Genomic DNA, 13,185 nt, shown 5'->3' on the forward strand with positions numbered 1-13,185 from the left:
CAGAATGTGTTGCACTTAGCCTTCGTTCCTCTATTGCTAATCCCGAGGAGTCGCCCAGTCTCCACTCCAATCAACTTATCCGCATAACATATGCTTTAACATAATGTCATCACCATCTCTCGCTGGTGAACTAAAATCCTTCATTTTTATGGTGTAATTTTAAATTTATGCTAATATATCTTTTAAAAGGGGGAAGTTTATGAAACTTGTTCTAATATTTGGTCCTCAAGCAGTAGGAAAAATGACTGTTGGACAGGAATTAGCTAAAATAACGGATTTGAAACTTTTTCATAACCATATGACGATTGATTTGGTGGGTCATTTTTTTGGTTATGGTACAACAGAAGGAAAAAGATTGGTCAATTTGTTTCGTCAGGAAATATTTGAAGAGGTATCCAATAGTAATTTGTATGGTTTAATTTTTACTTATGTCTGGGCTTTTGATATGCAGGAGGATTGGGATTATGTCGACGATCTTGCAAAGCTTTTTGAATCTAGAGGAGGTACTGTTTATTTTGTAGAGCTTGAAGCTGATGTAGTAGAAAGATTAGAAAGAAATAAAAGCGGTAATCGACTTGAGCATAAACCTTCAAAAAGAGATGTTGAATGGTCCGAAAAAGATTTGAAAAGCTCGATGGAAAAATACAGATTAAATTCCTTAGAGGGCGAATTAAATTATGCAAATTATCTCAAGATCAACAACACAAACTTGAGTGCTGAAGAAGTTGCTTTGAGCATTAAGGAAGCATTTCATTTATAGAATTGAAAAACGCCTGGATCTCCAAGCGTTTTTTCGATTCTATAATTGGAACTACATAACACTTGTAACTTTATTTTAATCAGCCGATAATCCGTTAATAAAACAATATACTATTTCTTCTTCTAACTGAATTAATTTACGATTTAGTAGAGAAGATAGCTCATTAACCAAATTCGAGTGGTTTCTATTGTGTTTTTCTGTTAAATCACAAATTAACTTCAATAGCATTATATAACCCATAAAATCCTCTTTAGATAATGGAGGTTCGTGTGAAAGTACATAGATCTCGGCATCGAACATTTCAATGATTTCTAAGAGATGTCTAACATTATCAACTTTATATTGTGGTTGTTGTGTGTATATACTCGGATACAAGCAATCTCCTAAGAAAAGTACCTTTTCTTCCTCTACAAAAATGAGTGATGAGTCATCAGAATGATCTCCACCTACATGTTTGACAACACATCGAATACCACCTAAATCAATCTCATATTTATCTTTAAAAATAGTATTTGGTAAAGTGATGGTGATATTTCTGTCTTCTCCAAATTCTTTTTTTATCATGTCGGAGCAAAACTGATTCTCTAGTCCTTTTTCGACGCGATTATCTAAAGCTTCATCTGACCAATCATATTCCGTTATTTTTTCAAGATGCATTTTTGTGTTTTCATGTGCTATGGTTAATAGATTCATCTGATTTGTTCCAAAGCTATGATCCCAATGCCAATGTGTTAATACTACAGAATGATAATTAGCAATTTGACTTTGATTTAGTTCACCAAGAAATAACTTAGCATGTTTATCAGAATTTCCTGCATCTACAATTAATGTTTCGTCATCCCCACAAATGGCAGACAGTATTGGTCGATCTGTTTCTGGATCATGCGGTAAATAATGTATACGATTGGTTAGTTGTTTCAAATTTTTCTCCATTATCTTAACTCCCTTTGTTTTAATTAGTTCCGACAATCTTATTTAATGTATCAAGAACATTTTTTAACTCGGTTAAGCTAACTTTCGAATAATATTTTTCCACAAGAATGGCGTCAATTTTATTTAGAAGCTGATGAAATTCTTGACCTCTATCCCCAAGATAAATAAAGGTCTCTCTACGGTTTATTGAATTCTCTTGACGATAGATCATTTTCATTTCTTCTAGCTTTGAAATGACTTGGCTAACTGCACTTTTTGAAATACCAAAATGATTTGCAATATCATTCGCGATTACAGGCTCATTTCGAATAATATAAAACATAATAATTTCTTGTTGAGGAGTTAAGTGAAAGTTCTCTAATTCCTCAACCTGTTTGGTTTCTTGTAAAACTAACAACTTGAACTGCTCAAACTTTTGATTGATTTTGTCTACAATTGTTAAATATTCGTGCACAGATTTATCATCTCCAATTCACCTTCAGTTAAGTTAAGTTTACTTAACTATTTTTTATTTGTAAATTATTGTATTTACTTATTAAAGATGGTAATCCTTCTTTATTTTTTCATAGCCACTGCTCACTAACAGCTCATTTATATTAAAAATAGTAAAGGTTGTTAGTGAGTTAAAAGTTCATCAATCGTTTGAACAGCTAGTTTCAAGGCCTTAATTCTTCTTTCTAAAAGCGTTCTTTGGGGACTACCAACTTTTGACTTCATATATATGTTCTCAATTGATGGTAATAAACCAGCGAGAACATTGCGCGCTTCTGCTAAATCTTCCTCGGTATAATGATGAGGGCTTTGATTCCATACGCTTTCTAGTATTGCTAAACCAATGCAAACAGCTTTGAGTCGTTTCTTTACTAAGGTAGTATTTGCGCCTTTCTGGGTCATCTGAGACAAGGCATTTTCGAGTTTGCTGATTGTCGATTGTAAAGATTTTATTGATTCCAATTTTTCTACATTTGATACGTTTTCCATAGGAGTACTGCCCTTTCTTCGTTTCGAATAATGATAAGTGAGAATATCGTTAAGAACCTGATTTCACTCGCAATATTTTAACATAAATACATTGAGGATTTCTCAACATCTGGCCCAATTGAATAGCTTCTTCTATCCGTTTATCCCCTTCATTAACAGGTATTATTCCTTCCTCGAATAAAGAATTAAGGAGACATTTCATTTATTGAGCTAAAAAACGCTTGGATCTCCAAGCGTTTTTTGTTATTTTGCGGCTTTCGCATACATTTGTAATGCCTTTTTATCAATTTTCCCAACACTTGTTTTTGGCAATTCATCGATGACAATAATTTTTTTGGGGATTTTGTAGCGACCTAAATGCTTGCTACAGATTTCTTTAATTTCCTCTAATATAGTTTCATCCTGATCCTGACAAACGATAACAGCCACCACGATTTCTCCCCAATAATCATCGGCTACTCCAATCACCGCTACCTCTTGCACTAGCTGATGGCGCAAAATACATTGCTCTACTTCTTGCGGGTACACATTTTCCCCACCAGAAATAATCATCTCTTTACTGCGACCGACAATATAAAAGTCACCATCTTCATCCATCATGGCTAAGTCACCTGTTTTCAACCAGCCTTCATGCATGATCTTTTCAGTCTCCTGCTGATTATTCCAATAAAATCGAAACATATGCTTCCCTCTGACCAATAGCTCTCCCACTTCGTTTGATGCACAACTTTCTCCAGCGCTATTAATAATTTTAGCTTCATTAAATTGCATACTCTTCCCTACGGCACCTTTTTTCAACCAGGCTGCTTCTCGGGAAATATAAAAATTATTGGGCCCCGCTTCTGTTAAGCCATAGCCCTCTTTAAAAAATAGTCCCTTCTTAAAAAATGCATCATAGATTGGATAAGGACATGGTGCCCCCCCTGATAAAAATACGTTCATGGACGGGAAGCTACTCTTCTTAAAGTAATCTGTCGCTATCATCGCTTGGTACATTGTTGGCACAAAAAGTGAAATTGTAGTTTTATACTGATTAATTGCCTGTAGAGCGTTTTCCGCCTCAAATTTATCACCAATCACCACTGTTCCGCCAGCCATTAATAGCGGTATACAGAGGGCATTCAAACCTCCTGTATGAAACAACGGCATATAATTTAACGTACAATCACTATCACTCAAGCCCCAGCTAATAATCGTATTAATTGCATTCCAATTCACAGAATTAAAGGATAGGACAACACCCTTTGCCTTGCCGGTTGTGCCCCCAGTATAAATCATTAGCCAAGGATCATTCAGGTCTACTTCTCGAATGTTGAGAACAGCTTCTTCACAAGCTAAACGAAGAGAATGCATATTTTCTAAACATATAGGACAATTCATTGTTTCATCGTAAAGCAGTATAGAAGGCGTAGCATCCGTTAAAATATCATGTAATTCCTCCGTGCTCATACGCCAATTCAATGGGACGTAGATCAGTCCTCTTAATCCACAGGCGAATAAGACAGCAAAAAGCTGGATATGATTTTTTGCAAATACGGCAACACGACTTCCTGCCCGCAAGTTTTGGCGCTCCAAAAAATGACTCCATTTTGTAATTTCCTCTGTTAATTGCTGATAAGTCCACTGCTCCTTAGTTTCTAGGTTCACCAATGCTAGACGTGTCGGTGTTAACGATGCACGTTTTAAAATCCAGGATTGCTCTACAAACATCTTGAAAGCCCCCTTATCACATCATAATTGCTCCATCCACTTGAAGCGTGTGACCGTGGACATAAGAAGCCTCATCAGATGCTAAAAATAAATAAGCATTAGCAATATCTCTAGGTGTTCCTAATCTTTGCAATGGCACGATGGAGCGCATTTGTGCCAGAACATTCTCCGGCATTTTTTTCACCATGTCTGTTTCTGTAAAGCCAGGGGCCACCGCATTAACGTTGATCCCCTTGCGCCCCAATTCCTTCGCCCAAGTTTTTGTCATGCCGACAATAGCGGCCTTTGTGGCAGCGTAATTCGTTTGGCCGACATTGCCATAGACACCGCTAACAGAAGATGTATTAATAATTTTGCCCCCACCGGCAGCAATCATATGTGGAATGGCCTCCTGCGTACAATTAAACACGCCAGTCAAATTCACATCAAGCACTTGGTGAAACTGGTCTTCTGTCATTTTTGTTAACATGGCATCACGTGTAATACCTGCATTGTTCACTAAAATATCGACTCGGCCCATTTGCTCTATGACTGTTGCGACTAAGTTCTTGACGCTTCCTCTATCCGCAACGTCTACTTGCACAAATAATGCCTGGTTCCCTAATTGCTGGGCAGCTGAGACACCAGCATCCTCATTAAAATCAGCAATGACAACGAATGCACCCTCTTCAATAAATCGTTCAGCAGCAGCATAGCCAATCCCGTTTGCAGCTCCCGTAATAATGGCAACTTTATTGTTTAAACGCATATTTTTTTCCTCCTATTTCTAAAAAAGCTTCAATTTCTGATGTCAGCTGTGGTAAATCATCTATTAGTGGGGAATGACCGCAGTCTTTTAAACTAACGAATTGTGCATTTTCACCTAAATCGAGCATTGTCTCGTCATTCATTCCTTCTGTTATAACGTAATCACGATCCCCTCTTAACACTAAAACTGGAATAGTGATCTGTTGCACCTCATGAGTACCTTTTGTGACCTCATGATCAACTGCACTTATATTGAAGACGTTTAACGCATGATAAACTTCGGCTAAATTTCTTTGCGTCAGCATATCCTCTACATAGTTCTGATAGTGTTCTGGGCTAGGCTGTTTATGTGTGTAAATAAGTGCGTTCCAGACCGACTGTAAGCCCTGCACATTTTTCGAATCATAGAAGCCTTGTACTAATTTTGTTTTAGATATATCAACGAGTACTTCTTCATAGGTAAAAGCCCTTTTGAATGCTGCTGGATTGCCAGTACCTAAATCCGTGAAAAATGGATAGCCTCTCGTAGAAGCCGAGGCTAGTAAAATAAGCTGCTGACAATAGCCTGGATACTGAGCGACAAACTGCATACATACAGCTCCGCCCGTTGACCAGCCAATCATGTCAAACTGTTGCAATCGAATGGCATCCACAAAAAGCTTCACATCATCACTAAAATCTTTAATCGCGGAAATCGGTTTATGATAAGACGAACCACCGAATCCCCGTAAATCCATTGCATAAATTGTATATTTTTCATCCAACGCGTCGATTAGAACGTCCCAATGTTTAGAGGATGTCATATTACCGTGAATCAGTAATAAAACACGTTCTCCCCCTTGACGTTTGCGATAAGCAATCGTTTCTCCATTTGATAGCTGAACCGTTTTTAACATCGCATTTCCCCCTTATCCCCATTGAATCGTAATAGCTCCCCATACATAGCCAATCCCTGCACTAACAAGCGTGACGATGTCTCCATCGCGGATACGGCCTTCATCTAACGCTAGCTGCAATGATACGATTTGGTCAATCTGTCCGATATGACCATACTCTTGTAAGTATATGGACTGCTCCTGCCTTAACCCTAGTTCAGATAAAATATAATCATGAGCCGATCTTTTCATGTGAAGCATCGCTAAATAACCAATATCGCCCTCATTGAATCCACTTTTCGCCAAGGATGTTCGAATTACCTTCAAAAAATTGCTTAAAGATTTTTGCTCTAAGCGCTCCTTCATCCCAATTGGATCTATCACTTCAAGCTGATACAGATTATTTTCTAAATCATCAGGCGTCAAAGGTTTTTTTGTACCGCCGACAGGCACGACGACATCCTCTGAGAACGAGCCATCCGTCATAATATCCGCCTCTAATAAATGATTTTTGTCATAGTTTTTCTGTAAAAGAATAGCGCCACCACCAGCTGCTAAATTGTACATAAAGCGTGTTCGAGGATTGCTGTAATCGATAAAATCAACGTTTCTATAGCCACCAGCTAGGAGTACGGTATGAATGGAATCATCCGACGCCATTAAGCTTTTCGCTAGCTTTAGTGCCATAATGGTCGTGCCGCATCTTAATTGCACATCGAATGCCCAAGCATTTACGGCTCCTAGCTCCTCCTGCATTTTTATAGAAGCAGTCCACAAGGGATACTCTTTATGCTCCTCTCCCATATAAATCACAACATCAATGTCCTTCGGGTCGATACTAGCCTTGCCTATAGCGTCCTGCGCGGCCCATATCCCCATTTGAACCGTATGATCGTGCTCACCAGGGATAGGCTTTTCATAAATACCCATTTTTTGCCGAATAATATCCTCTGGAATATTGGAAAGCGTCGCGATCTCTTTTGATGTCATTTTCGTTTTCGGAATATAGAGTCCTGTGCTTATAATGCCTACAGTCATTCAAATCGCTCCTTTTCCCGCGACATGGCAACCGATGATTGATCTTTTCCCTTGTGCTTTAATCGCCATTTCCAAAACATCATGCGCAGTGATCCAATAATTCCTTTTGGGAAAAAGATAACAGCTAAAATATAAAGAATCCCAAAAAAGATAATCCAACGTTCAAATATTGGATAATCACGAGCTAACCCTGAAAGTGCATGCTGTGCATATTCAATAACAGCAGATCCTAGTAATGGTCCAACTAATGTGCCAACACCGCCAATAATCGTCATTAATAATGCATCTAACGTAATGTCCATTGTCATCACACTCGTATTAACAAATCGGAGTGAGATAGCATATAAGGAGCCTGCTAAGCTCGCAACGGTACCTGCGACAATTGAAGCAATCACTTTATAGTACAAAGTGTTGTAACCTAATGATTTTGTTCGTTGTTCATTTTCCCGAACAGCAATTAAAATTCGACCAGTTGGCGAGTTCACGAAGCGATATAACGCAATAAAAATAATGACTAAGCATGCTAGCACGAAGAAATAAAACGTCATTCGATCTCTAAATATTTCGGGTGCTCTAAATGTAAAGCCATCATTTCCGTATGTAACAGAACGCCATTTTTCTGCCACCACTAAAAATAGTCCTGAAAAAGCTAATGTCAGCATCGCAAAGAAATGACTTTTTAATCGAAGTGTCAGTAATCCTACTAAAAAGCTAATGAACCCTGCTAGCAACATGCCGACTACGATCGATAAAAAAAATATTGAGAGTGTTGGCTCCATTTGTTTCAGCATGACAGCCGTTGTGTAAGCACCTATACCAAAAAACATCGCATGCCCGAACGACACAATACCTGTATAACCAAGGAGAATGTCATAACTCATCGCTAAAATACCGAAAATAAAGATTTGCGTTAATAAAATAATGAGCGTCCTTGAATCATTGACGAAAGGGAGAAGCACTAAAATAGCTAACATGAGGAAAAAACATAGATGCTGCAATGAAAGCTCCATTTTCATGTTGATCTCTCCTTTCTCATAGCAAATAAGCCTTGTGGACGGAAAATTAAAACAATGGCCATTAAAATCATATTGACCGCAAGCGATAACACTGGCACATAATAAGCCATAAAGCTGCCTGCTAAACCTACTAATATAGCTGCCAATAGCGAGCCTGAAAAACTACCCATTCCTCCGATTACGACAACGATAAAGCCTAAAATCGCATACTCCATGCCCATTTCCGCATAGATGACACCTGAATACGGAGCCATTAACATACCACTAAGTGCTGCTAGCGCCGCACCAACCATAAAGACATATAAAAATACTCGCTTTATATGAATACCAAGTGCCTGTGCCATTTCTTTATCCTGTACACCAGCCCGAACGATAAGCCCGATTTTCGTCTTCTTTAGCATGTATTGGAAAATACCAAAAATGATAAAACCTACAACAATAATAAATAATCGATATTTTATGATAATAACGTCTCCAATTTCCCAGCTACCTGATAAGTAACTCGGCGTATTCACTGCTACACCATTTGGACCAAAAACAACTTTAATCATTTCCTGCAGCACGAGCATCAACCCTAATGTAATTAAAATTTGCTGGATATGATTGCCGTACACAGGTGTTATAATTAATTTTTCAGTAATGAGTCCCAATAAAGCTCCCGTTACGATGGCACCTACAATTCCAATGAGAAAGCTCTCTGTGAACATATACGTAAAGATCCCAGCATAAGCCCCCCAAACAAATAAACCACCATGCGCAAAGTTCAAAACATCCATTAATCCAAAAATTAACGTCAGACCAGCCGCCAACAAAAAAATTAACATGCCGGTTGCAAGGCCATTAATGACTAAATTGACGAAAAGCTCCAATAAAGTACACCACCTTTATCCGATTCCAAGATATTTTCTTTTTAGTTCTTCATGATGGATAAGATCTTGCATTTTGCCCGAGTGAACAGTTCTGCCATCATCAATCAATGTATACGTATCGCCAATTCGGCTCGCCATCATAAAGTTTTGCTCTACAAGAACGATGGACGTTTGCTTTTTCATTTCAACGATGGCCTCCATCACTTTCTCTACAACAATGGGCGCTAATCCTTTCGAAGGCTCATCAATCAATATCAACTTACTATCATTGATAAATGCACGTGCCATGGCCAGCATTTGTTTTTGACCACCCGAAAGATGGCCACCAGCCTTCTTCCAAAATTTCTTTAAATCAGGAAACAGCTCTAGCACATAATTTTGTCGCTCTAGAGTAGCCGTATCTTCTTTACGCATTGCCACTTTCATATTTTCCTCTACCGTTAAATCTGCAAAAATCCCTTGGTTTTCAGGTACATAGCCGATTCCTAATTTCGCTACTTTGTAGGTTGGGTTTTTTTTAATAGAATGTGAGCGAAATTCTACCTCTCCCTTTGAAGCAGGCGTTAACCCCATAATCGTTTTTAAAGTAGTCGTTTTACCTGCGCCATTTCTGCCAAGCAGTACACTTACTTGCCCCTCCAATGCCTCAAAATTAACTCCCTGCAAAATATGGTATTGCCCGATATAGGTGTGGACATCATTTAATTTCAGTAAGGTGTTCATCGTACAGACCTCCTAAATATGCATTTTGTACGGTTTCGTTTTTCATGATGTCCTCTGGTGTTCCATCTGCAAGAAGCTGCCCATTAAATAGCACCATAATCGAGTCCGACAAATCTAGAATCATGTCCATCTTGTGCTCGATGAGGAGAATGGTTTTATCACCCTGATTTTTAATCGTGCGAATCACTTCTAAAATCGTCGGTACCTCCTCTAAAGACATGCCTGCCGTTGGTTCATCCAGTAAAAGGATTTCCGTATCAAGTGCTAACAGCATCGCAATCTCAAGCTTTCTCTTTTCTCCATGAGATAGCATTGTCGTGAGCGCATCTCTTTTATTGTCAAGCAAAACAAGTGTTAATAGCTCCTCCGCTTTTTCTGTAATCGCCTTATAGCTTTTATAATGGCGAAATAATTGGTAACGAATTTTCTCCTTGGATTGCACAGCCAAACGGACATTTTCTAAAACTGTCAAGTTCGGGAAAACATTCGTAATTTGAAAAGATCGCCCTAGCCCCATGCGTGTTCTTTCAATTGCTGATTTTTGCGCGAGTGATTGCCCCTTAAAATAGATATCCCCGGTAGTCGGCTTTAACTCTCCACTAATCAAATTAAAGAAGGTTGTTTTTCCAGCTCCATTTGGTCCAATAATTGACTTCAAATGCTTTTCTGGCATATTAAAATTCACATGGTCGACAGCTGTGTGCCCGCCAAAACGAATGGTTAAGTTTTCTGTCCGTAAAATGGGTTCCATCGTATTCTCCTTTCTAGTACTTCTATCTCTCTTCACCCATTCTCATATGAAAGTGGGTGAAGAGAGACAGAATAATAAAGCTATCTGTCTCCAATTTCACTAATTCATAACCGGAGGGGCCGTTTCTTCAGGGCTAAGCTCACGTACTAGCACCGGTACCGGATAATCTACACCTTCTTGTTTTTCTAAACGGATCGAATACATCGACTGTAATGCTTGATGGTCTTCTTTTCGGAAAGTCATCGTTCCTTTTGGTGTTTCAAATGACATCCCTTCCATAATGCCGATCAGTTTTTCTGAATCTGTATCTCCATTTGATTTTTTCAGAGCATCTACAATTGAGATGGCTGCAGACATGCCTCCTGGCGTAAATAAATCCGGAACTTCATTAAAGCGTTTTTTATGTTCCTCAACTAACCATTTATTTACATCATTTTGTGGTAACGTATTATAATAAACAGAGAATCCTTCCATACCAATTAATTGATTCATAAATTTTAATGCAATAATATCTGGTGCACCCGTTGAAATTTTAATGCCCTTTTCTTGAATTTTTAAATCGGCAATTTGATTCCACGGCGAGTTTGCACCAGCCCATACAACAAATAAATAATCTGGTTTGGCATCAATTACTTTTTGCAAATTGGATGTAAAATCAGTTGCTGCCGGATCTGCATATTCCTCTAAAACAATTTCTGCGCCAAGCTTTTCCGCAGCTGTCTTAAAGGCTTTTACCCCATCCAAGCCAAAAGAATAATCCGGCGCGAACGTTGCAATTTTCACACCTTTTCCCGCGATTGCTGCCGCTGCTGCATAAGCATCCTGAGAAGAATTTCGACCTGTACGGAAAATGTATTTATTAAATTCAGAGCCCGTAATACTATCCGCTACCGCAGGCTCCACCACCATAATCTTCTCGTACTCTTCCGCAAGTGGTAAAACAGCAAGCGTATCACCAGAGCTTGAGGAACCTACTAAAAAATCAACCTTGTCATCTTCTAAGAGCTTTGTCGCTTTTTGGACCGCAACCTCAGGCTTTGTTTCTGTATCTTCATAAACAATTTCTATTTTCTTACCGTTAACCTCCATCGTGCCGCCAGTCGCATATTCAATTCCTAAATCAAAGCCACGCTGTGTTTGTTTCCCATACGATTCAAGAGCACCCGTCAATGACGCAAGCACACCGATTTTTATTGTGCCGCCTTCCTCCGTAGTCCCCTTTGTATCGTCCTCAGAAGACTTACTACCAGTTGAACTATCCTTCGTCTCATCCGAATTACAAGCCGCCATCAACATCGTCAGCATAAATAAAAGCACAAACAACCAATGCTTCTTCATCCCATATCCCCTTTCATAATGAACTAAAAGAAAGCGCTTTCGGTGCTATGTAAACACTATATAAAACTTCAGTTACAAATTAGTTACAATAAATGAGCTCTCTTTTTAGAGGAGCTCATTTTTCAGCGGCGAAAGTGTTTTTTTTTCCGGGGATGGGGTTTATCGAAACATTTTTGAAGTTTATCGAGACATTTTTGAGATTTATCGATAACTTTTGATTGTTTATCGCCCAACTTTTGAAAAATATCGATATCCCCCGCTTTTTCTGCAACGACAGCAAAGCAGTTTTATATAAATTTCATATTAATTCATTAGTAATAATATATTATCCATATTGAAATCTGGTTTTTATAATGAAGATAGCACTTTTAAAAGGAGGGGCTGGAATGGAGTTTAGTAAACTTGGCAATAGCGGATTAACAATAAGCAAGATTGCATACGGAAACTGGATAAATCATGGGGGTAAAGTAGATGAGGATACTGCAAAAGAGTGTGTTAAAGCGGCACTAGATGTCGGTATAACAACATTCGATACTGCTGATGTTTATTCTGAAACTAAAGCTGAAGAAGTACTCGGCAGGTCTTTACAAGGTATTCGCCGGGAGAGCATTGAACTATGTACAAAGGTGTGCCATCCGACTGGGAATGGGCAAAATGATAAGGGTTTATCACGAAAACATATTCTAGAAAATTGTCATGCATCTTTGCGTCGGTTACAGACAGACTATATAGATGTCTATTACGCACACAGATTTGACCCAACTACTCCTCTTGAAGAAACGATGTTAGCTTTCGCAGATCTTGTAAGACAAGGTAAGGTGCTTTATATCGGTGTAAGTGAGTGGACAGCAGAACAAATCACCCGTGGTGCAGCACTTTCAAGGGAATTGAAAATTCCATTCATCGCAAGCCAACCCCAATATTCAATGTTGTGGAGAGTTATCGAAAGCGATGTTATACCAACCTGTCAACGTGAGGGACTTGGGCAAGTAGTATGGTCACCTCTCGCACAAGGTGTTCTCACAGGGAAATACCTTCCCCAAAGACCAGTACCAGCCCATTCGCGTGCCAATTCTCCGGCTGGCAAACCATTCTTTAATAAACTTGCACAACGTTGGATGAACGACAATGTGCTCACTGCTATTCAGAAGCTTAACCCCATCGCACAAGAGATTGATCTGACCCTCGCTCAACTCGCAGTAGCTTGGGTACTACAAAACCAGAACGTTTCCTCAGCAATTATCGGTGCCTCGAGCCCAGAACAGGTAAGAGAGAATGCGCTCGCATCTGGTGTCAAACTAGACATTGAAATAATGAATCAGATTGACAAAGTATTAGAAGGTTTCGTTGAGTACGATCCGAGTAAAACAGGTTAAGTTTGCACGTGACTTTACAAAAAATATATATCTTTTAAGTCTTCCTTTAAAATTCAAGTTAAATTAGA

At 38.9% G+C, this 13,185-nt stretch carries 14 protein-coding genes; 2 read left to right on the plus strand and 12 right to left on the minus strand.

The genetic code is table 11. From position 1 onward, the window contains the following. Positions 1-199 precede the first annotated feature (199 nt). Positions 200-760, plus strand: a complete 561-nt coding sequence (locus ACQKMI_RS12020) for an AAA family ATPase (RefSeq protein WP_427489133.1) — start codon at positions 200-202, stop codon at positions 758-760. Between the two features lie 75 nt (positions 761-835). Here the strand turns inward: ACQKMI_RS12020 and ACQKMI_RS12025 are convergent, their stop codons facing one another. From ACQKMI_RS12025 to ACQKMI_RS12080, 12 genes are all read right to left on the minus strand, one after another. Then, entirely contained in the window at positions 836-1,693 is an 858-nt protein-coding gene (locus ACQKMI_RS12025; protein WP_427489136.1) for an MBL fold metallo-hydrolase, read from the minus strand. Positions 1,694-1,712: 19 nt separating this feature from the next. Beyond that, on the minus strand, positions 1,713-2,147 hold the full coding sequence (locus ACQKMI_RS12030) for a MarR family winged helix-turn-helix transcriptional regulator (RefSeq protein WP_427489138.1): 435 nt from the start codon (positions 2,145-2,147) through the stop codon (positions 1,713-1,715). A gap of 161 nt (positions 2,148-2,308) precedes the next feature. Next, the gene (locus ACQKMI_RS12035; protein ID WP_427489140.1) at positions 2,309-2,674 is read right to left on the minus strand and encodes a hypothetical protein; all 366 of its coding nucleotides are present in this window, start codon (positions 2,672-2,674) and stop codon (positions 2,309-2,311) included. A 243-nt stretch (positions 2,675-2,917) separates the two neighbouring features. Continuing rightward, complete coding sequence (locus tag ACQKMI_RS12040) at positions 2,918-4,384, minus strand: class I adenylate-forming enzyme family protein (protein ID WP_427489141.1); 1,467 nt, start codon at positions 4,382-4,384, stop codon at positions 2,918-2,920. A gap of 16 nt (positions 4,385-4,400) precedes the next feature. Further along, positions 4,401-5,132, minus strand: coding sequence for a 3-oxoacyl-ACP reductase FabG (gene fabG, locus ACQKMI_RS12045; RefSeq protein ID WP_427489143.1), 732 nt, complete (start codon positions 5,130-5,132; stop codon positions 4,401-4,403). Continuing rightward, positions 5,116-6,027, minus strand: coding sequence for an alpha/beta fold hydrolase (locus tag ACQKMI_RS12050; protein ID WP_427489145.1), 912 nt, complete (start codon positions 6,025-6,027; stop codon positions 5,116-5,118). The genes fabG and ACQKMI_RS12050 overlap by 17 nt, the downstream gene beginning before the upstream one ends. A 12-nt stretch (positions 6,028-6,039) precedes the next feature. Beyond that, the gene (locus ACQKMI_RS12055; protein ID WP_427489147.1) at positions 6,040-7,044 is read right to left on the minus strand and encodes a 3-oxoacyl-ACP synthase; all 1,005 of its coding nucleotides are present in this window, start codon (positions 7,042-7,044) and stop codon (positions 6,040-6,042) included. Then, positions 7,041-8,060 carry a branched-chain amino acid ABC transporter permease gene (locus ACQKMI_RS12060; protein ID WP_427489149.1) on the minus strand — a complete coding sequence of 340 codons (1,020 nt, stop codon included), beginning with the start codon at positions 8,058-8,060 and terminating at the stop codon, positions 7,041-7,043. The genes ACQKMI_RS12055 and ACQKMI_RS12060 overlap by 4 nt, the downstream gene beginning before the upstream one ends. After that, on the minus strand, positions 8,057-8,929 hold the full coding sequence (locus tag ACQKMI_RS12065; protein WP_427489151.1) for a branched-chain amino acid ABC transporter permease: 873 nt from the start codon (positions 8,927-8,929) through the stop codon (positions 8,057-8,059). The genes ACQKMI_RS12060 and ACQKMI_RS12065 overlap by 4 nt, the downstream gene beginning before the upstream one ends. Positions 8,930-8,944: 15 nt before the next feature. Further along, positions 8,945-9,652, minus strand: coding sequence for an ABC transporter ATP-binding protein (locus tag ACQKMI_RS12070; RefSeq protein ID WP_427489153.1), 708 nt, complete (start codon positions 9,650-9,652; stop codon positions 8,945-8,947). Beyond that, complete coding sequence (locus ACQKMI_RS12075) at positions 9,627-10,403, minus strand: ABC transporter ATP-binding protein (RefSeq protein ID WP_427489155.1); 777 nt, start codon at positions 10,401-10,403, stop codon at positions 9,627-9,629. Before ACQKMI_RS12075 ends, ACQKMI_RS12070 begins: the two co-directional genes overlap by 26 nt. A gap of 99 nt (positions 10,404-10,502) precedes the next feature. Beyond that, positions 10,503-11,741 carry a substrate-binding domain-containing protein gene (locus tag ACQKMI_RS12080; RefSeq protein ID WP_427489157.1) on the minus strand — a complete coding sequence of 413 codons (1,239 nt, stop codon included), beginning with the start codon at positions 11,739-11,741 and terminating at the stop codon, positions 10,503-10,505. A gap of 386 nt (positions 11,742-12,127) precedes the next feature. On the opposite strand from ACQKMI_RS12080, the gene ACQKMI_RS12085 reads away from it, so the two are divergent. Then, the gene (locus tag ACQKMI_RS12085) at positions 12,128-13,117 is read left to right on the plus strand and encodes an aldo/keto reductase family protein (RefSeq protein ID WP_427489159.1); all 990 of its coding nucleotides are present in this window, start codon (positions 12,128-12,130) and stop codon (positions 13,115-13,117) included. Positions 13,118-13,185: the final 68 nt, after the last annotated feature.

This window comes from Lysinibacillus sp. NPDC097214 (genome assembly GCF_050277945.1).
In the GTDB taxonomy this organism is placed as follows: Bacteria; Bacillota; Bacilli; order Bacillales_A; family Planococcaceae; genus Lysinibacillus; species Lysinibacillus xylanilyticus_B.

Coding starts and splice junctions, on each gene's coding strand:
- ACQKMI_RS12020 (WP_427489133.1), top strand. CDS start 200: ATGAAACTTGTTCTAATATTTGGTCCTCAAGCAGTAGGAAAAATGACT.
- ACQKMI_RS12025 (WP_427489136.1), bottom strand. CDS start 1,693: ATGGAGAAAAATTTGAAACAACTAACCAATCGTATACATTATTTACCG.
- ACQKMI_RS12035 (WP_427489140.1), bottom strand. CDS start 2,674: ATGGAAAACGTATCAAATGTAGAAAAATTGGAATCAATAAAATCTTTA.
- ACQKMI_RS12040 (WP_427489141.1), bottom strand. CDS start 4,384: ATGTTTGTAGAGCAATCCTGGATTTTAAAACGTGCATCGTTAACACCG.
- fabG (WP_427489143.1), bottom strand. CDS start 5,132: ATGCGTTTAAACAATAAAGTTGCCATTATTACGGGAGCTGCAAACGGG.
- ACQKMI_RS12050 (WP_427489145.1), bottom strand. CDS start 6,027: ATGTTAAAAACGGTTCAGCTATCAAATGGAGAAACGATTGCTTATCGC.
- ACQKMI_RS12055 (WP_427489147.1), bottom strand. CDS start 7,044: ATGACTGTAGGCATTATAAGCACAGGACTCTATATTCCGAAAACGAAA.
- ACQKMI_RS12060 (WP_427489149.1), bottom strand. CDS start 8,060: ATGAAAATGGAGCTTTCATTGCAGCATCTATGTTTTTTCCTCATGTTA.
- ACQKMI_RS12070 (WP_427489153.1), bottom strand. CDS start 9,652: ATGAACACCTTACTGAAATTAAATGATGTCCACACCTATATCGGGCAA.
- ACQKMI_RS12075 (WP_427489155.1), bottom strand. CDS start 10,403: ATGGAACCCATTTTACGGACAGAAAACTTAACCATTCGTTTTGGCGGG.
- ACQKMI_RS12080 (WP_427489157.1), bottom strand. CDS start 11,741: ATGAAGAAGCATTGGTTGTTTGTGCTTTTATTTATGCTGACGATGTTG.
- ACQKMI_RS12085 (WP_427489159.1), top strand. CDS start 12,128: ATGGAGTTTAGTAAACTTGGCAATAGCGGATTAACAATAAGCAAGATT.